A 15107-nucleotide genomic window follows, 5' to 3' on the forward strand; every position below is an offset into this window, starting at 1 on the left:
GCTAAATTGAAGCGCTCAAACTGGAACTGCCCGGGCCGCGCCCGATTGATTCTGAGGCGATCGGGACATGGAGCGGCAGATGAACGACAGCACGGTCAAAAAAGTCTCCAGCAAGACTGCGCCCAAGGGAAAGATGGGTCAAACCTATCTTGTTTCCGGCAAGCGCCTCTCAATGCGCATCTGGGAAAACGAACCGCCGCAGACCGATGTATCCGACAAGCGGGACTATGAGACCGTTGGTTACGTCATGAAGGGACGCGCCGAGCTTCTCATCGAGGGCCAGACGATAAGGCTGGAGCCGGGCGACTCGTGGCTGGTGCCTGCGCATGCCGAACACAGCTATCGCATTCTCGAGCCGTTCACGGCCGTGGAGGCGACTGCGCCGCCGGCGCAAGTGCATGGCCGCGACGAATAACGGCGTCATCGCACGCACAAAATGGATTGGGAGAATGAGATGGGACTTGAATCGCTTTATTTCCTCGGAGCCTTGGTTCTGCTGACCGCGCTCATCTATGGCACGCTGAGCTACCGATACCGCAACAAGGCGGCAACGCGGGTCGGAGAAGAAATCACGCGGGAGCGATACCGCCAGAATCAGTCGTAGGGTCGAAGTTTTCGCGCTCACGCGCCGCCAGACCGGATGACGACGTGCGTCACTGCGTGCTCTGGGAATCCTTGGCACCAAGGGCGGTCTTGTTGCCGGCGTCGCGGCCGGGCACGCTGACGTGCACTTCGTGGCCCTCGCGGATTGCGAGAGATGCTGCGGCAACTGCCGCCTCGAAAGCCGCTTCCTTTGTATCGTAGTTGTGCGGCGCATTTCCGTCGTGAAGAACCGTCCAGCCATCCGGCTTGGAAACGATCATGTATTCCGCCAAACCCATCATTGCCTCCTCGCTCTCAAGGAGTGCAACGTGGAACCCGTTGCCGGGTTCCGATAGCAAGCTTTCGGGGTTCAGTTCTTTGGTGGACGACCGCGCTTGGCGAAGGTCAACCCCTGCATGTCGGCTGCGTTCTGAAGCAGGCCCGCGCGTTTCAACGCTTCGCTGCGGGCAGGACCTTTGGGCATCGCGCGCGCCTGCTCCAGCGCGGCCAGCGCCTCCATATGCAAATCCCGGTTTGGCCGATCTTCGTTCTTCTTGTCCATTCGAAAAGCTTAGGGTGCGGGCGAGCGGCCGTCTGCCCGGTTCCAAACGTTGGAACCGGGTCATCCACCAGAAACTGCAGGAACCAATTTGCGTGCTAGGCGCTTCAACTTCTGGAGGTATCCGATGAGCAGAGAAAAGCCGACCGACGATCCACGTCAGCAGACCGACTGGGGCTCGCACCGGCAGACCGACAAACCCTGGAAAGAGAAGCCGGAGAAGGAGCAGCGCTCGGGACCCGTCAAGCCCGATCTGGAAAAGTGGCACGAGACCAACACTCACTAATCGCGCGCGGCGCGATGACTGGAGACGTTGCGGATGCTTGAAGAGAAATTGAAGGAAGCGATCGTCGCGGAATTGAAAAGACAAGCGGCGAATGATCCGAAGTCGCTGAGCGTCGAGCAATCCGACGGCCTTGTCGTGCGTGGCAAGATCGATCTGGAAGATCTGACGATGGTGATTGCAGGAGCCGTGGCCGGAGGGCCGTGATGGCCTTTGCATTGTGCACGCGCTTGCGATCAGCCGCATCAGGAACGGAGACTGGCGACGGACGTTTTCCTGGAAATGACTTTGGATGCAGAGATGACAGAATTACCGCTGCCTCTATTGATAGAGAGTTCGATTGAAATCGCCTGGGATTATCTGGAGCGCACCGGCGAATTAGGGGACGCGATGGCCGCAGGCCGTTTTCTCAGCGATACAATCGAGTTGATGGTGCGTCGCGGCGAGCGACGGCGATTGATGCTCGCGAACAAGGCCATCACCGCCTATCAGCAATTCAAGCGGCAAACTGAACACCCGATCCTCGCCTCAGCGTGATAGCGTTCCCGTGTTCCAAGGAACCCTTTGCGTGAGCGCCTGTTGAAGGATGTCTTCAACCAAAGGAGCTTCCCCATGAAGAAGACGATCCTGGCTTGCACCTGCGCCCTGCTGCTGTCGACCGGTGGCGCGTTCGCACAAATGCAGCCCGCGCCGGGCGGCGCAGCGCACGGCGACGTCGGGCCCGGTGCCAAGGGCTCGATGAAGAATACCCACATGAAGAAGGGAACGACGACCGGCATGGCGAGCGGCAAGATGATGAAGCCGGGCAGGTCGTCCAGCGCGCCGTCCAGCAGCGGCAATGTCGGACCCGGCACCAACAACAATGCGGGCCCGCAACCCGGTGGCAAATAGTCTCCTGTCGAATGCCGTTATCCGTGGATGGATGGCGGCATTCGCCGCTCGATCCCCCGGCGTTGAGGGGTCATGAGAACGGAAGGCGAGCGTGTGCGCGTCTGCGCCATCGACACCATCGCTGACGCCAAGGGAAAGCTGATCAGTGTGCGCTACGAGCAGCGCAGGCGAGACGGCGGGCAGCAGGTGTGCAAGCGTGAGATCTACGACAACGGCAACTCCGCCGCCATTCTTCCCTACGATCCCGAGCGCAAGACCGTGCTGCTCACCAAGCAGTTGCGTCTGCCGGTTTTCCTGCAGGACGGCACTGAGCGAACGCTGGAAGCCTGCGCCGGCAAGCTCGACGGCGAGAAGGCCGAACGGCGCATCGTGAAGGAGATGCAGGAGGAGCTCGGCTACAAAGTCTCGCAGGTGGAGCGGCTGTTCGAACTCTATGTCAGTCCCGCCGCAATCATGGAAAAGATCGTCTTCTTTACCTGCAAATATTCAGCGGCGAACAAGGTATCGGACGGCGGTGGACTCAAGGATGAGGGCGAGGATATCGAGGTGGTCGAGACCACGCTGGAGCAGGCGGCTGCGATGATTGCAACCGGCGAAATCATCGACGCAAAGACGGTCGTTCTAATTCAATATCTGCGCGATCGCGTCCGGTTATAGAAACGGCTTGCCGCCGGTGACCGCAATCGTGGCGCCGGAAACATAGCTGGACAGCGGATCGGCCAGCATGACGTAAGCAGTCGCCAGCTCGACCGGCTGACCTGGGCGCTTCATGGGCACCTGCTTGCCGAAATTCGACACGGAATCCTCGGGAAGGGTGGAGGGAATGAGCGGCGTCCAGATCGGCCCCGGAGCGACCGCGTTGGCGCGGATGCCTTTCTCGGCCAGCATCTGCGCCAGCCCGGCCGTGAAGTTATGGATCGCTCCCTTGGTCGTCGCATAAGCCAGCAGGCTGGGATTAGGAACGTCCGAATTGATCGATGCGGTATTGATGATACAGCTACCCGCCTTCATATGCGGCACTGCGGCTTTGGTGAGGTAGAACATCGCGTGGATGTTGACCTTGAAGGTCAATTCCCATTCCTCGTCGCTGATTTCATCGATCGACTTGAAGCTTGCCTGATGCGCGGCGTTGTTGACAAGGATGTCGATGCCGCCGAACTCCGATACGGCTTTCGCAATGATGGCGCGGCAGTGATCGGCTCTTTGGATATCGCCTGCTACAAGTACGGCCTTGCGGCCCGCCTCGGTCACCAGCCGCTCGGTCTCCTTGGCATCGTCGTGCTCATCTAAATATGAAATGAGGACATCAGCTCCTTCCCGGGCATAGGCGAGCGCGACGGCGCGGCCGATGCCGCTGTCGCCTCCGGTGATGACCGCCTTCTTGCCATTGAGCCGCCCGCTGCCCTTGTAGGACGACTCGCCATGGTCCGGCAGCGGGGTCATTGCCCCCGTCTTGCCCGGCATAGGCTGGTGCTGGCTAGGAAAGGGTGGGCGCGGATAATGCAGCATGGTCGACCTCCGAAGAGTCGCGGCCGGCGCCGCGGTGTTCATATTGCGGCTAGGTGAGGCGGTTGAGGTTTCCGAGCGGCTTGGGGCCGCTGGGTTCCTCGTTCTCGCCCTTCTCCTTCTGGCGTTGTTCGGCCCTGGCTTCTTCTTGGAGTTTTCCATCGCCAAGAACCTCGGCAATCGCCTCCTTGGCTTTGCCCTTGGCCTGGCGGGCGGCTCGTTTGATCGTACCCATGGTGATGACCTGCGCGTGGTGCAGATTGGTGAATCAATGTCCGGCCGACGCGTTCGTTCCTGCCCCTCGACGTGCCGCGCTCCGTCGCAGGGAGACCTCGGAGGAACGTTGCGCTGCACCTCCGGCTTGGTTCTCCGAGAGAGGCGACACGGATGAAACGATTTGGACCCCGATAATCTCGATGCGTTGATCGTCGGCGGCGGGCCGGCGGGGCTAACCTGTGCCATCTATCTGGCACGGTACCGACGCAGAATTGTCGTCGTCGATAGCGGGCAGAGCCGGGCAGCGCTGATTCCAGAAACGCACAACTATCCGGGCTTTGCCGATGGCATTGCCGGCCCGGAATTGCTCGAGGCGCTCAGGTTGCAGGCGAAAACATACGGCGTCGAGATCATCCGCGACCGGATTACGGAGCTGCAACTCGTCGAGGACGTCTTCGAGGCGAGATGTTCGGAAGGAATCATCAGGGCGAAGCGGGCGGTGATGGCCAGCGGATTGGTCGATCGCGATCTAGGCGATCCCGAGCTGCAACAGGCCGTCGGCGACGGGTTAGTTCGATACTGCCCGATCTGCGACGGGTTTGAGGCGTCGGACCTGCGCATCGGCGTTCTCGGAGCCGCCGATAATGTAGGCAACAAGGCGCTATTTCTGCGTACCTATTCAAGACACGTCACGCTGTTGACGTTGGACGGCGAGGGTTGCCGCGAGCCGCTCGCACGTGAACTATCGGAAGCAGGCATTCGCCTTCTGGCCGCGCGCGTAGTGGGCTTTCGCCGGCAGGGCAACCAGATGATGATATCCCTGAACGACGGGACCGTTGAGGTTTTCGACATGATCTATCCGGTTCTGGGCTGCGAGGTTCGGTCCGAGCTGGGAATGAAGCTGGGTGCCCGTCACAATGATATCGGATGTCTCGAGGTTGATACGCATCAGCGCACCAGCGTGCCGGGATTGTATGCGATTGGAGACGCCGTCTCGGACCTTCACCAGATCGCGGTGGCAACGGGCCATGCCGCCGTTGCGGCCACCCATATTCATAACAGTTTGCCGCGCAATTTCCGCTGATCGCCGGGCAGGGGTGTTACGGCCGATCCGGGATTTCGATCTCGGGCAGCGGGCCAACCGCCGGGGCGTTGAGCGGGGTCCCATCGAAGGCGAAGTGGGAGCCGTGGCACGGGCAATCCCAGCACGTCTCGAACGAATTCCAGTGCAGATGACAACCGACATGCGTGCAGGCCGCCGAGCGGGCATAAAGCTTGCCGGCCTCGTCGCGATAGGCGGCGATCTTGCTCAGGCCATCGCGTATGATGGCGCCGTGCCCAGCTTTCAACTCGCTCAGGGAATTCAACTCGCCAGGTGCAAGATATTCAGCAAAATTCTTGAGCGGCGTCAGATTCTCGCTCAGATACGTGCCGATTCCTGCGAGCGTTTTCCGTGAGGGCTCATAAACGTCGACCCATTTGCATTCGCGGCCTAGGATCAATGACGAATTGATCATGGCGCCAACGACGCCATGCGTGATGCCCTGACCGGAATCGCCGGTGTGCACATAGATATTGTTGTTTCCTGGATTCCTCCCGATGAAGGCGGCATGGTCGATGGTCTCGAGAACCTGGCCCGACCAGCGATGGGTGACCTCCTGCACAGCCGGGACGAGATTGCGCGTCCAGGCTTCAAGTGCCTGAAACCGCACCTCGGCGTCGTCGGCTTCACCGCTCTTGTGATCGCCGCCACCAACGATCAGGTAGTCGGTGCGATCATCGCCGGGCTGAAGCCGCACGTAGTGATAGGGATCAAGCGTGTCCCAGTACAGGGCATCCGGGATAGCGCCCTTGGGAATCGAGAGCGCCATTGCATAGGTGCGATAGGGGGCCGTCTTAGTATGCAGTGCGAACCGGTCCACGATCGGCGAATTCGTCGTCACAACCGCCGCGCGGGCTGTGACTTTGCCGCTGGCCGCCGAGACCACGACCTTGCCATCGTCGCGCTCTTCGACGCTTTCGACGGCCGTATCTGCGTAGAACGTGCCGCCCTTTGTTTCGATGGCGGCGACGAGGCCTTTCAAATATTTAAGGGGGTGAAACGTGCCCTGGCGCGGATAGCGCAAAACGTGCTGTTGCTCGCAATGCGCAAGGGGTACGCCGACCAGCCGGTAGACAGGGATGCCGATCTTGCAAGCCGCATCAAGCTCATCCTCGATGATCTTGCCGTCCGTATTGAGCGCCTGGAAAAGATAGCCATCCAGACGACGGAAGTCGCAATCGATGGATTCTTGGCTCTGTATCTCTTCGATGCGGTCGATCGCGGCCATCTGGCTTTCGTAAAAACGGCGCGAAATATCTTCGCCGCGCCGTTCGATCATCACCGAGGTCCCGTCGTCGCACGGCGCGCCGAGGTGGGCCGTGGTCCGGGCCGTCATGCCGCCGGCGATCTTGGCGCGATCGATCACCATGACGCGGGAGCCTGCAATCGCGAGCTCGTAGGCTGTGGAGATGCCGGCGATACCTGCGCCGATGACGACGACATCGCATTCCCCATCGCTCCGCAATGCTGCTGCATTTGGGGCTACTCCGACGCCCATCCATAACGAGGTGCTGCGTCGATCGGCAAATTGGCTCATCCGGAAAATCCGATAATCCAGAACTTTGTCGTAGAGCCAACGGTAGACCGACGCAGTGGTTCCTCTGGTTCTGTTGCGATCGCGCCGTCACATCAGCTCCATCAGTCGCCGGGCATCGGCCGGTGCGGCGCTCTTCTGGTCGTTGTCGAAATAGACGAAGACGTCGCATCCCTGCCGCTTCCAGGACTTGATGCGGCGTGCCCAATCGCGGAGGGCCGCGTCGCCGTAATGATCCTTGTAGCGGCCCTGCGGCCCGTGCCCCCGGACATAGACGAAATCGGCCGTGCGCTTCCACGGCGCCGGCGCGTCATGATGATCGGAAATGCAGAGCGAGATGTTTTGCTCGCGCAGCATGCGAATGATCGCCGGCTCATACCAGCTCGGATGCCTGAACTCGAAGCTGTAGCGGCGCTTCTTCGAGAGCAGCTTGAAGAAGGCGCAAAGGCGATCGGCGTCGGCCTTGAAATTAGGTGGCAGCTGAAACAGAACCGGCCCGGCTTTCTTGCCGAGCAGCGAGAGGCGGCTCTCGAGCAGCTCGAGACTGTTGACCGAATTCTCCGAGAGTCGCTTCCAATGGGTGATGAATTTCGATGCCTTCCAGGCAAATACGAAATCGCGCCCGGTCTGTGCGCGCCAGCCCTTGACGGCTTCCGGCGTCGGCGTTCTGTAAAACACGCCATTCAATTCGGTCGTTCGAAATTGGCCGGCATAGAACTGCAATTGCTCCTTGAGCGGCAGTCCCTTCGGAAAGAACGGTCCGCGCCAAGAGTCATAGTGCCAACCTGATGTGCCGATCAGGACCTGCGGCATCCCTGCCTGCCGGTCCACATCAGCGCTTCCATGGTCGAGATCCTCCGTGTTGGTTGGTGAACGACCAATGGGGACGAGTTGTTCCTGAGTCCAGAGGTCGCCATTAGGAACGGAGGGAGCGACGTCGTCACAGGCCTGAAGGCCAGGCTGCAATCGGCGGCGGCGGCGCCGGATGTGTTGCCGGGCCGGAGTTCTGGCAAGGCACACCGGCAACAGGCTGAGCCTGGATCGGCAAACCGATCAAAACGACGGAGACGGCTACCCACGATAAGCGGAGGCGAGCCCTACGCAAGATCCGGCGTCTTCTCGGCGCCGTCCAGCTCGACCAGATAGGCGAGCAGCAAATCGTCCTGTGGCTGGGCGGCATCTCGCTCGGCCTCCCGGTATGCCGCAATCTCGCTCTCGGTCGAACGCCGGGCGCGGAGCCGTGCCTTGCCATCCCATAGCGGTGTGCCATTGGACGTCAGGTCGGCAATATCCCTCCGTAGCCAATACTCGTGACAGAGTTGCTGCGACTCCCGCAAGTTCTTGGCTTCGAAGGCCAGCGTCGGCTTTCCGCCGATATCGAGGGTGAAAATTGCCGGCGACAGCATCATTCCATCCAGGCAACAAATCTAAGGGCAATCAAGAGGCCGGCGACCCCGACGGCGACAATGGCGCAGGGCATTGCGATCCGCATTGTTATTTGAAGGAGGGTTAGGCTCATGCCGGCGGCCTGATGTTATCCGTCAAACGGGTCAACTCGTCGGAATCGAGCGGATCCGCAACGAACCTGGTTTCGGTGGCGCCGCATTTTGCGCATTCGAATATCCGTTTCTCGGAATGGCCGGTGCCCAGGACGGTTTTAGCCAATCGCATTCGGGTCAAGCATCTGACGCAACGCGGACATTCGATCGGCGAGAGGATGGCGAGCATCGTGCTACCTCTTCAAAAAGATAGTCCGACGGTAGCCCGTCGTCTGTCCGATCCCAGACACAAGGCTACCGGAAATCTGCCTGGAAGCGGGGCCGTCAGAAGGGAAATTCCCGCAACCCGGACCCGTTGCGGCGCGAAAGCGCAACCATGCAAGGGAACGATGAGGAATATCGCCGATTGATACGTAGTTGCCGGGCCCGCCCGGCTCCGGAGAGAAGGACATCGAGATGAAATACCTTGCCCCATGCCTAGCACTCGCTCTCCTGGCGACGCCGGCCATGGCCCAGTCTCTCGGGGAGAAGACCGGAATAAACGCGACCCTCGGTATTTCCCCAGCGACGGAAGATTTCGTCAAGCAGGCCGCGGTCAGCGACATGTTTGAGATCCAATCGAGCCAGCTAGCGCAGGAACGTGGCGATGCCGCCGACAAATCCTTTGCCGCCACCATGATCAAGGATCACGAGAAGACGACAAGCGATTTGAAAGCAATGGTTTCGAGTGGTGACCTGAAGGTGGCATTGCCAACCGAACTCGACAGCACCCACCAGAGCAAGATCGATAAATTGAAATCGCTCAACGGCGGCGACTTCAGCGCCCGCTACCAGCTCGACCAGGTAAGCGGTCACAAGGACGCGGTGTCGCTGTTCGAACGCTATGCCAAGGGTGGAGACCATCCGAAGCTGAAGGAGTGGGCCGACAAGATGCTTCCGACGCTGCGCCACCATCAGCAGATGGCACAGGATTTGTCGACCGGCAAGACGGTCGGGAAGCACTAGGAGGTGCTGCGTTTGTTGGTGGCCGACCTGGTACGAAGCGCGCGGGACGTCGATGGACCGGCGCCCGCGCGCATATTTGAACATTAAGGATTAGAAAAATGGCGAAGAAGGCAAAGAAGCGTCGATATTCCAAGGGTGCATCGAAGAAGGTCGGCCGCGCCATGAAGAAGCGCAAATCCGGCACGCTGCGGAGTGGGCGCTCGGGCAAGAAGGTAAAAAGCAGGAAGCAGGCAATCGCGATCGGCTTGTCTGAAGCTCGCAAGAAGGGCGCCAAGGTGCCCAAGAAGGGTTCGAAAAAGAAGGGTTCGAAAAAGCGTTCGAAGAAGCGTTCGAAAAAGTCCTGAAGGGTCAATCCAGCCGGGCCAGATCGGCGGCCGGATAAGCTACCATCCAGTCGTCCAGCCATTCATCGCCGAAATCATCGAGCGCACGAAATCGATAGCGCTCGGGATTTCGCGGAGAGGAAAGTTTGCGGGGGAACATCGGTTTTGTTGTCATCGGTCTGGGCCGCTCCGTCGGGGTTCCCCCTTCCGCTCAGTGGACATAGAACGGTGCGTGGTTGACCGGAGTTCCTGTGGTCCTTTGAAAAAATCAGGGCTGAGGCCGGCTTGCTAGGCCAGCGGCGGTTGACCGTTGGACGCAGAAACGCCGCCATCGACAGCGACATTTGCGCCTGTCACGAAGCTCGCATCGTCACTGGCGAGAAATGCAATGACGGCAGCGACCTCGTGTGGTTCGCACACCCGCCCCAATGGAATTCGTTCGCGGAACTTGGCCAGCAATTCCTCGTCTTCCATCATGTCGGCAGTCATGCCGGTCCGGGTCAGGCTGGGACAGACGGAGTTGACCCGGACGCCCTTTTTGCCAAGGTCGAGCGCGAGCGATCGCGTCAGGTTTACGACCCCGCCTTTGGCGGCATTGTAGGGGCTCGTCGCCCAGTCGCCGCCGGTTCCGGAGACCGAAGCCGTATTGATGATCGAGCCCTTCGTCTTTTCGAGGTGGGGCAGGGCGGCGCGGCAGCCGAAGAAGACGCCGTCGAGGTCGGTCGCCATCACCTTGCGCCACTGATAATTGGTGATCTTCGCCGGGTCGCCGCCTTCGTAGACGCCGGCGTTGTTGACCAGGACATCCAGCCGCCCAAAGCGCCTCACCACCGTCGCTACCATTTCGTCCACCGCTTCATGGTCCGAAACGTCGGCAATGTGGGCAAGGGTCAGCTGCGCCGGCAGATCTCGTGCGGCATCAGCCAGCGGCGCTTCGTTGCGGTCGACCAAAGCCACGCGAGCGCCCTCGGAGGAGAAGCGCCGCGCGGTGGCTTCGCCGATGCCGGAGGCCGCCCCGGTGACGATGACGACCTTTCCATCAAAGCGCTGCATGGCCGTTCATTCTGAACGCATTTTTCCAACGGCTTCACGCCGATTACACTTGCGCATGTTGACCGCCGGGACGCGAAATTCGGCTCAACGTTGCGCCGGTGCCGTTACCGCCTTGCACTAGAGCGATATCGCCAAGCGCGATGATGCCGACAAGCCGCTTGCTGCGATTGAGGACCGGCAGGCGACGAACCTGGATGTCGCCCATGTTTGCGCAGACCTCGTCGAGGTCCTGGTCCTCGTAGCAATATTTGACCTCGGCAGTCATGACGTCACCAACTCGCGCCTCCGGTCCCCGGCTCATGCCGATACCGCGGATGGCGATATCGCGATCGGAAATCATGCCGACCAGCCGCTCATTGTCCGTCACCGGCAGCAATCCGACACCTAGCGCCGCCATGGCCTGTGCGGCGTCCCTAATCGTATCATCGGGAGTGCAGAGTTGAACTTCCGGCGTCATCGCATCGGAAACTTTCATGAGTCTCTCCGTTTGCCCGTTGCTTCACCGCCTAACAGGCATCGCGGACCGCCGTTCCTGCACCGAACGAAATATTCTCAGGAGGGAGAGACTTCAGGCCAGCCGAAGTCTCTCCTTGCCTTGTCTTACCAACGGTCGTTGTCGACGCCAACGCCGACGCTCACGCCGGGAGCACGGATGCCGACGCCGGCCCGTGGTTCGTCATAATCGCGATAGTGCCGTCGCTCGATATAGCGTTCACGCGGCGAATAGGCGTAGGAGTCGCGAACGATGACGCGGCTGCCGCCGCGGGTGCGATAGCAGCGGCCGTTGTCGTCACAGACCATGCGGACCTGCTGTATCAAATCAGGATTTGTGTATTCGGTTTCGGCGTAGACGTCAGACGCATATGCGCTGCCGGTCAGGAGCGCGCCGGCACCAGCCAGTAGGCCGATTGCAATTTTCCTCATCATATTCTCCTCATTCGAATGCTGCCCGGGGCACAAAGCGTCGCACCCGCTTTGGTTCCGGCACCGCGCGCGGCGAGAAGGGTTCCGCGCGGCTCACGCATCTGGAACAGCCGCGAAGAATGCGGAGTTGATGGGCACGTTCTTATTGGCAAGATTGTCGATGCGATGCTGCGCGTCGGTCGAGCAGAGCGCGAGCCGCGCACCAGCTTCGAGACCAAGCGGGGTGGATCGCGTGCGCCACCAGGTTCCATTGTCCGGTAGGCAACTTTCGCAGCGGTTCATGCGTTGGGGCCACATGGAGCAGCATTAATGGCCACAGAAACGAAACCTCGCATCTTTCATAACGCGCTCGTCCTCATCGGTGATGGACAAAAGGCGCTCTTCCTACGCAACAAGGGTACCCCACAGCAACTGAACCTGCAGGTCGAGCACGTTCTCGAGCAGGACAATCCGGCAACCCGGGAGCAGGGGACCGACCGTCCCGGGCGCTCAGCCGGCAGCGTCGGCGCGGCGCGGAGCGCGATGGAGCAGGCTGACTGGCATTATATCGCCGAAGAGCGGTTCGCCGGCACGATTGCCGACGTCCTGTATCGCCTCGCGCACAGCAACCGGTTCGACAAGCTGGTCGTCGTGGCGCCGGCAAAAGTGCTCGGCAATCTCCGCCAGGCCTTTCATGCCGAGGTGACGGAACGGATCGTCGGCGAAATTCCGAAGGAGCTGACGTCTCATCCTATTCCCGATATCGAACGGCTGATGGCTGCCTAGCGCCGCTGCAGTTCGCGGCGGCCGGCCTTGCATCGGTCAGGTCACCGGGCCCGGATTGAACAGCGCGAGCGCGTTGGTCAACTTCCAGTGCTCGGCCCAGGTCTCGCGGCCGCTGGCGACATCGAGCATGAGGCGGAAGATCTCCCAGCCGACGTCCTCGATCGTGGCATCGCCGGTGGCGATGCTGCCGGCGTCGACGTCGATCAGGTCGTGCCAGCGCTGCTTGAGTTCGCTGCGGGTCGAGACCTTGATGACGGGGACGGCGGCAAGGCCATAGGGCGTGCCGCGGCCGGTGGTGAAGACGTGCAGTGTCATGCCCGAGGCGAGCTGCAGCGTGCCGCAGACGAAATCGCTCGCCGGCGTTGCCGCAAAGATTAGGCCTTTTTGGCTGACGCGCTCGCCCGGTGCGAGCACGCCCGCGATCGGGCTCGTCCCCGACTTGATGACCGAGCCCATCGCCTTCTCGACGATGTTGGAGAGGCCGCCCTTCTTGTTGCCCGGCGTGGTGTTGGCGCTGCGGTCGGCCTCGCCACCGGCGAGATAGCGGTCATACCAGGACATCTCGCGCACCAGCGCGTCGGCAACATCCTGGCTCGCCGCGCGCGGCGTCAGAAGGTGGATGGCATCGCGCACTTCGGTGACTTCGGAGAACATCACGGTGGCGCCGGCGCGGACCAGAAGATCGGCGGCAAAGCCCAGCGCCGGGTTGGCGGTGACGCCGGAGAACGCATCGCTGCCGCCGCACTGCATGCCGACCACCAGCGTGGAAGCCGGGCAGGTTTCGCGGCGGCGCTGGTTCAATATCTTGAGGCGCGCATCGGCCATCTGGACGATGTCCTCGACGATCTCGCCGAAGCCGGTGAGGCCTTCGTCCTGCATGCGCATGATCTCGTCATCGGCGCTCATGCCCTCGGGCAGCAGCAATTCCGGCTGCAGCTTCTCGCAGCCGAGACCGACGATCATGACCTCACCACCGAAATTGGGATTGCGGGCGATGTTCTGCAGCGTGCGGATCGGCACGGCCGCACCCGGCGCGTTGATCGCAACGCCGCAGCCATAGGCGTGTGTCACCGCGACCACATCGTCGACATTGGGATATTTCGGCAGCAGCTCCTTGCGAATGCGCTCGAGCGCGAACTCGACCGTGCCGGCGACGCATTGCACGCTGGTCGAGATCGCCAGAATATTGCGCGTGCCGACCGAGCCGTCAGAATTGCGATAGCCCTCGAACGTGTAGCCTTCCAGCGGCGGCGGCTTGATCGCGCCGCCGTTCGGCTTCGGCAGATTGTCGAACGACGGCGCGTCGGGCATGCGCACTAGTGCTTCCTTGACCCAGCTTCCCCTGGTAATCGGCGCCGCGGCATGGCCGATGATCTCGCCGTAGCGGCGAATGGCTTCGCCTTCGCCGATGTCGGCGAGCGCAACCTTGTGCCCTTGCGGAATCTGCTCGACCAGCCGCAACCCGCAGGAAAATTCGGCGCCCGGATGCAAGCCGCCGCGGTTGGCGACGATCGCGACATTGTCGTCTGCGTGCATGCGGATGTAGAGCGGCTTCGCGGTGGCGGGTTGCATGTCGAATCCTCAAGAGCTGCGTTTGGCAACGCGTAGCTGCCCGGCATGATCGAGGCAATCAAGGTCGAAACGGGCGAGGGATCAAGCGGGCTTTGGACGATAAGTTGGTGGGGCCGAAGGCTCGGTCCGGGCTCTTATAGGAATAAAATCGGAGAGCAGCATCGGGCTGATTTGGAACTCAATAGTCAAATAATATTACTAGTCAGGACCGCTCTTCCGTGAAATATTGCCCGCGCTGCCGCCAACGGGCAGCGCCAAAGGTGCCAAAGTACCGATTTCGGGGAATCCGGGCACCGCTGAGCAACATTTGGGAGAACGCGCCTCATGACCTCCAAAGCCCTTCTTGCGGCCACTGCCTTGGTCGCCATTACCCTTTCGCTTCCCGCGACCGCCGCTGAACTCACGGTCGGCTTCTCCCAGATCGGATCGGAATCCGGCTGGCGGGCGGCGGAGACGTCGGTCTCCAAATCGGAAGCCAGCAAGCGCAAGGTCACCCTCAAGATCGCCGACGCGCAGCAGAAGCAGGAGAACCAGATCAAGGCGATCCGTTCCTTCATCGCGCAGGGCGTCGACGCCATCTTCCTCGCACCCGTCGTGTCGAGCGGCTGGGACGCGGTGCTGAAGGAGGCCAAGGAAGCCAAAATCCCGGTCGTGCTGCTCGATCGCGACATCGATCCCTCGGGCAAGGAGCTTTATCTCACCGCCGTCACCTCGGACAGCGTGCACGAAGGCGCGGTGGCCGGTGAGTGGCTGGCGAAGGCCTTAAGTGGCAAGCAGTGCAACGTCGTCGAGCTGCAGGGCACGGTCGGCGCCAGCGTCGCGACCAACCGCAAGAAGGGCTTTGACAGCGTCGTCGTCAAGAACGCCAACCTCAAGGTGGTGCGCAGCCAGACCGGTGACTTCACCCGCGCCAAGGGCAAGGAAGTGATGGAAAGCTTCATCAAGGCCGAAGGCGGTGGCAAGAATATCTGCGCGGTTTACGCCCATAACGACGACATGATGGTCGGCGCGATCCAGGCGATGAAGGAAGCCGGCCTCAAGCCGGGCAAGGACATCCTGACGGTGTCGATCGACGCGGTCCCTGATATCTTCAAGGCCATCGCAGCCGGCGAGGCCAACGCCACCGTCGAGCTGACGCCTAACATGGCAGGGCCGGCGCTCGACGCCATCATGGCCTACAAGGCGAAGGGCACGGTGCCGCCGAAGTGGATTCAGACGGAATCGAAGCTTTACACGGCGGCCGACGAACCGCAGAAGATCTACGACAGCAAGAAAGGCCTCGGCTACTGATCG

At 61.1% G+C, this 15107-nt stretch carries 25 protein-coding genes; 12 read left to right on the forward strand and 13 right to left on the reverse strand.

Annotated features, from left to right (window positions below; all coding sequences use genetic code 11):
- The first annotated feature begins 79 nt into the window (after nt 1-79).
- Both QA643_RS13540 and QA643_RS13545 read left to right on the forward strand, forming a co-directional pair.
- Nucleotides 80-415, forward strand: a complete 336-nt coding sequence (locus QA643_RS13540) for a cupin domain-containing protein (protein ID WP_283034794.1) — start codon at nt 80-82, stop codon at nt 413-415.
- A 39-nt stretch (nt 416-454) separates the two neighbouring features.
- Nucleotides 455-604: a hypothetical protein gene (locus QA643_RS13545; protein ID WP_283033658.1), complete on the forward strand. Its 150-nt coding sequence runs from the start codon at nt 455-457 to the stop codon at nt 602-604.
- A gap of 49 nt (nt 605-653) precedes the next feature.
- Here QA643_RS13545 and QA643_RS13550 read toward each other — a convergent pair whose 3' ends face one another.
- Together QA643_RS13550 and QA643_RS13555 are read right to left on the reverse strand one after the other, a co-directional pair.
- Nucleotides 654-881, reverse strand: a complete 228-nt coding sequence (locus tag QA643_RS13550; RefSeq protein WP_283033659.1) for a DUF2188 domain-containing protein — start codon at nt 879-881, stop codon at nt 654-656.
- 71 nt (nt 882-952) lie between these two features.
- On the reverse strand, nt 953-1144 hold the full coding sequence (locus QA643_RS13555; protein ID WP_283033660.1) for a hypothetical protein: 192 nt from the start codon (nt 1142-1144) through the stop codon (nt 953-955).
- 124 nt (nt 1145-1268) lie between these two features.
- Here QA643_RS13555 and QA643_RS13560 point away from each other — a divergent pair, with 124 nt between their 5' ends.
- From QA643_RS13560 to QA643_RS13580, 5 genes are all read left to right on the forward strand, one after another.
- Nucleotides 1269-1427, forward strand: coding sequence for a hypothetical protein (locus QA643_RS13560; protein WP_283033661.1), 159 nt, complete (start codon nt 1269-1271; stop codon nt 1425-1427).
- Between the two features lie 33 nt (nt 1428-1460).
- Nucleotides 1461-1631 carry a hypothetical protein gene (locus QA643_RS13565; RefSeq protein WP_283033662.1) on the forward strand — a complete coding sequence of 57 codons (171 nt, stop codon included), beginning with the start codon at nt 1461-1463 and terminating at the stop codon, nt 1629-1631.
- 93 nt (nt 1632-1724) lie between these two features.
- On the forward strand, nt 1725-1961 hold the full coding sequence (locus QA643_RS13570) for a hypothetical protein (RefSeq protein ID WP_283033663.1): 237 nt from the start codon (nt 1725-1727) through the stop codon (nt 1959-1961).
- Nucleotides 1962-2036: 75 nt separating this feature from the next.
- The gene (locus tag QA643_RS13575; RefSeq protein ID WP_283033664.1) at nt 2037-2315 is read left to right on the forward strand and encodes a hypothetical protein; all 279 of its coding nucleotides are present in this window, start codon (nt 2037-2039) and stop codon (nt 2313-2315) included.
- A gap of 72 nt (nt 2316-2387) precedes the next feature.
- The gene (locus QA643_RS13580) at nt 2388-2972 is read left to right on the forward strand and encodes an NUDIX domain-containing protein (RefSeq protein WP_283033665.1); all 585 of its coding nucleotides are present in this window, start codon (nt 2388-2390) and stop codon (nt 2970-2972) included.
- Here QA643_RS13580 and QA643_RS13585 read toward each other — a convergent pair.
- Both QA643_RS13585 and QA643_RS13590 read right to left on the reverse strand, forming a co-directional pair.
- The gene (locus QA643_RS13585) at nt 2967-3824 is read right to left on the reverse strand and encodes an SDR family oxidoreductase (protein WP_283033666.1); all 858 of its coding nucleotides are present in this window, start codon (nt 3822-3824) and stop codon (nt 2967-2969) included. The two genes, QA643_RS13580 and QA643_RS13585, sit on opposite strands and share 6 nt — an antisense overlap.
- A gap of 49 nt (nt 3825-3873) precedes the next feature.
- A complete protein-coding gene (locus QA643_RS13590; protein ID WP_283033667.1) occupies nt 3874-4056 on the reverse strand; it encodes a CsbD family protein in 183 nt (60 codons plus the stop codon).
- 162 nt (nt 4057-4218) lie between these two features.
- On the opposite strand from QA643_RS13590, the gene QA643_RS13595 reads away from it, so the two are divergent.
- Complete coding sequence (locus QA643_RS13595) at nt 4219-5121, forward strand: NAD(P)/FAD-dependent oxidoreductase (RefSeq protein ID WP_283033668.1); 903 nt, start codon at nt 4219-4221, stop codon at nt 5119-5121.
- Between the two features lie 16 nt (nt 5122-5137).
- On the opposite strand, the gene QA643_RS13600 is transcribed toward QA643_RS13595, so the two are convergent.
- The 3 genes from QA643_RS13600 to QA643_RS13610 all read right to left on the reverse strand — a co-directional run bounded on the left by QA643_RS13600 (nt 5138) and on the right by QA643_RS13610 (nt 8079).
- Nucleotides 5138-6676, reverse strand: coding sequence for an FAD-dependent oxidoreductase (locus tag QA643_RS13600; RefSeq protein WP_283033669.1), 1539 nt, complete (start codon nt 6674-6676; stop codon nt 5138-5140).
- A gap of 87 nt (nt 6677-6763) precedes the next feature.
- Complete coding sequence (locus QA643_RS13605; RefSeq protein ID WP_283033670.1) at nt 6764-7486, reverse strand: DUF72 domain-containing protein; 723 nt, start codon at nt 7484-7486, stop codon at nt 6764-6766.
- A 284-nt stretch (nt 7487-7770) separates the two neighbouring features.
- On the reverse strand, nt 7771-8079 hold the full coding sequence (locus QA643_RS13610) for a hypothetical protein (RefSeq protein WP_283033671.1): 309 nt from the start codon (nt 8077-8079) through the stop codon (nt 7771-7773).
- A gap of 549 nt (nt 8080-8628) precedes the next feature.
- Between QA643_RS13610 and QA643_RS13615 the strand changes: the two genes are divergently transcribed.
- Together QA643_RS13615 and QA643_RS13620 are read left to right on the forward strand one after the other, a co-directional pair.
- Nucleotides 8629-9177, forward strand: coding sequence for a DUF4142 domain-containing protein (locus QA643_RS13615; protein WP_283034795.1), 549 nt, complete (start codon nt 8629-8631; stop codon nt 9175-9177).
- A 98-nt stretch (nt 9178-9275) separates the two neighbouring features.
- Nucleotides 9276-9521, forward strand: coding sequence for a DUF6496 domain-containing protein (locus QA643_RS13620; RefSeq protein WP_283033672.1), 246 nt, complete (start codon nt 9276-9278; stop codon nt 9519-9521).
- 4 nt (nt 9522-9525) lie between these two features.
- On the opposite strand, the gene QA643_RS13625 is transcribed toward QA643_RS13620, so the two are convergent.
- From QA643_RS13625 to QA643_RS13645, 5 genes are all read right to left on the reverse strand, one after another.
- Nucleotides 9526-9675, reverse strand: coding sequence for a hypothetical protein (locus QA643_RS13625; RefSeq protein ID WP_283033673.1), 150 nt, complete (start codon nt 9673-9675; stop codon nt 9526-9528).
- Nucleotides 9676-9788: 113 nt separating this feature from the next.
- Nucleotides 9789-10553, reverse strand: coding sequence for an SDR family oxidoreductase (locus QA643_RS13630; RefSeq protein ID WP_283033674.1), 765 nt, complete (start codon nt 10551-10553; stop codon nt 9789-9791).
- Nucleotides 10554-10596: 43 nt separating this feature from the next.
- Nucleotides 10597-11028: a CBS domain-containing protein gene (locus QA643_RS13635; protein WP_283033675.1), complete on the reverse strand. Its 432-nt coding sequence runs from the start codon at nt 11026-11028 to the stop codon at nt 10597-10599.
- Nucleotides 11029-11153: 125 nt separating this feature from the next.
- The gene (locus QA643_RS13640; protein ID WP_283033676.1) at nt 11154-11480 is read right to left on the reverse strand and encodes a hypothetical protein; all 327 of its coding nucleotides are present in this window, start codon (nt 11478-11480) and stop codon (nt 11154-11156) included.
- Between the two features lie 90 nt (nt 11481-11570).
- A complete protein-coding gene (locus QA643_RS13645) occupies nt 11571-11759 on the reverse strand; it encodes a hypothetical protein (protein WP_283033677.1) in 189 nt (62 codons plus the stop codon).
- A gap of 27 nt (nt 11760-11786) precedes the next feature.
- On the opposite strand from QA643_RS13645, the gene QA643_RS13650 reads away from it, so the two are divergent.
- Nucleotides 11787-12242, forward strand: a complete 456-nt coding sequence (locus QA643_RS13650; RefSeq protein ID WP_283033678.1) for a host attachment family protein — start codon at nt 11787-11789, stop codon at nt 12240-12242.
- A 36-nt stretch (nt 12243-12278) separates the two neighbouring features.
- On the opposite strand, the gene garD is transcribed toward QA643_RS13650, so the two are convergent.
- Nucleotides 12279-13814, reverse strand: a complete 1536-nt coding sequence (gene garD / locus QA643_RS13655) for a galactarate dehydratase (RefSeq protein WP_283033679.1) — start codon at nt 13812-13814, stop codon at nt 12279-12281.
- Nucleotides 13815-14138: 324 nt separating this feature from the next.
- Between garD and ytfQ the strand changes: the two genes are divergently transcribed.
- Nucleotides 14139-15104, forward strand: a complete 966-nt coding sequence (gene ytfQ, locus QA643_RS13660) for a galactofuranose ABC transporter, galactofuranose-binding protein YtfQ (protein ID WP_283033680.1) — start codon at nt 14139-14141, stop codon at nt 15102-15104.
- Nucleotides 15105-15107: the final 3 nt, after the last annotated feature.

The sequence above is a fragment of the Bradyrhizobium sp. CB3481 genome (genome assembly GCF_029714305.1).
Lineage (GTDB): Bacteria > Pseudomonadota > Alphaproteobacteria > Rhizobiales > Xanthobacteraceae > Bradyrhizobium.

Coding starts and splice junctions, on each gene's coding strand:
- QA643_RS13540 (WP_283034794.1), top strand. CDS start 80: ATGAACGACAGCACGGTCAAAAAAGTCTCCAGCAAGACTGCGCCCAAG.
- QA643_RS13545 (WP_283033658.1), top strand. CDS start 455: ATGGGACTTGAATCGCTTTATTTCCTCGGAGCCTTGGTTCTGCTGACC.
- QA643_RS13550 (WP_283033659.1), bottom strand. CDS start 881: ATGGGTTTGGCGGAATACATGATCGTTTCCAAGCCGGATGGCTGGACG.
- QA643_RS13555 (WP_283033660.1), bottom strand. CDS start 1,144: ATGGACAAGAAGAACGAAGATCGGCCAAACCGGGATTTGCATATGGAG.
- QA643_RS13560 (WP_283033661.1), top strand. CDS start 1,269: ATGAGCAGAGAAAAGCCGACCGACGATCCACGTCAGCAGACCGACTGG.
- QA643_RS13565 (WP_283033662.1), top strand. CDS start 1,461: ATGCTTGAAGAGAAATTGAAGGAAGCGATCGTCGCGGAATTGAAAAGA.
- QA643_RS13570 (WP_283033663.1), top strand. CDS start 1,725: ATGACAGAATTACCGCTGCCTCTATTGATAGAGAGTTCGATTGAAATC.
- QA643_RS13575 (WP_283033664.1), top strand. CDS start 2,037: ATGAAGAAGACGATCCTGGCTTGCACCTGCGCCCTGCTGCTGTCGACC.
- QA643_RS13580 (WP_283033665.1), top strand. CDS start 2,388: ATGAGAACGGAAGGCGAGCGTGTGCGCGTCTGCGCCATCGACACCATC.
- QA643_RS13585 (WP_283033666.1), bottom strand. CDS start 3,824: ATGCTGCATTATCCGCGCCCACCCTTTCCTAGCCAGCACCAGCCTATG.
- QA643_RS13590 (WP_283033667.1), bottom strand. CDS start 4,056: ATGGGTACGATCAAACGAGCCGCCCGCCAGGCCAAGGGCAAAGCCAAG.
- QA643_RS13600 (WP_283033669.1), bottom strand. CDS start 6,676: ATGAGCCAATTTGCCGATCGACGCAGCACCTCGTTATGGATGGGCGTC.
- QA643_RS13605 (WP_283033670.1), bottom strand. CDS start 7,486: ATGCCGCAGGTCCTGATCGGCACATCAGGTTGGCACTATGACTCTTGG.
- QA643_RS13610 (WP_283033671.1), bottom strand. CDS start 8,079: ATGCTGTCGCCGGCAATTTTCACCCTCGATATCGGCGGAAAGCCGACG.
- QA643_RS13615 (WP_283034795.1), top strand. CDS start 8,629: ATGAAATACCTTGCCCCATGCCTAGCACTCGCTCTCCTGGCGACGCCG.
- QA643_RS13620 (WP_283033672.1), top strand. CDS start 9,276: ATGGCGAAGAAGGCAAAGAAGCGTCGATATTCCAAGGGTGCATCGAAG.
- QA643_RS13625 (WP_283033673.1), bottom strand. CDS start 9,675: ATGACAACAAAACCGATGTTCCCCCGCAAACTTTCCTCTCCGCGAAAT.
- QA643_RS13630 (WP_283033674.1), bottom strand. CDS start 10,553: ATGCAGCGCTTTGATGGAAAGGTCGTCATCGTCACCGGGGCGGCCTCC.
- QA643_RS13635 (WP_283033675.1), bottom strand. CDS start 11,028: ATGAAAGTTTCCGATGCGATGACGCCGGAAGTTCAACTCTGCACTCCC.
- QA643_RS13640 (WP_283033676.1), bottom strand. CDS start 11,480: ATGATGAGGAAAATTGCAATCGGCCTACTGGCTGGTGCCGGCGCGCTC.
- QA643_RS13645 (WP_283033677.1), bottom strand. CDS start 11,759: ATGAACCGCTGCGAAAGTTGCCTACCGGACAATGGAACCTGGTGGCGC.
- QA643_RS13650 (WP_283033678.1), top strand. CDS start 11,787: ATGGCCACAGAAACGAAACCTCGCATCTTTCATAACGCGCTCGTCCTC.
- garD (WP_283033679.1), bottom strand. CDS start 13,814: ATGCAACCCGCCACCGCGAAGCCGCTCTACATCCGCATGCACGCAGAC.
- ytfQ (WP_283033680.1), top strand. CDS start 14,139: ATGACCTCCAAAGCCCTTCTTGCGGCCACTGCCTTGGTCGCCATTACC.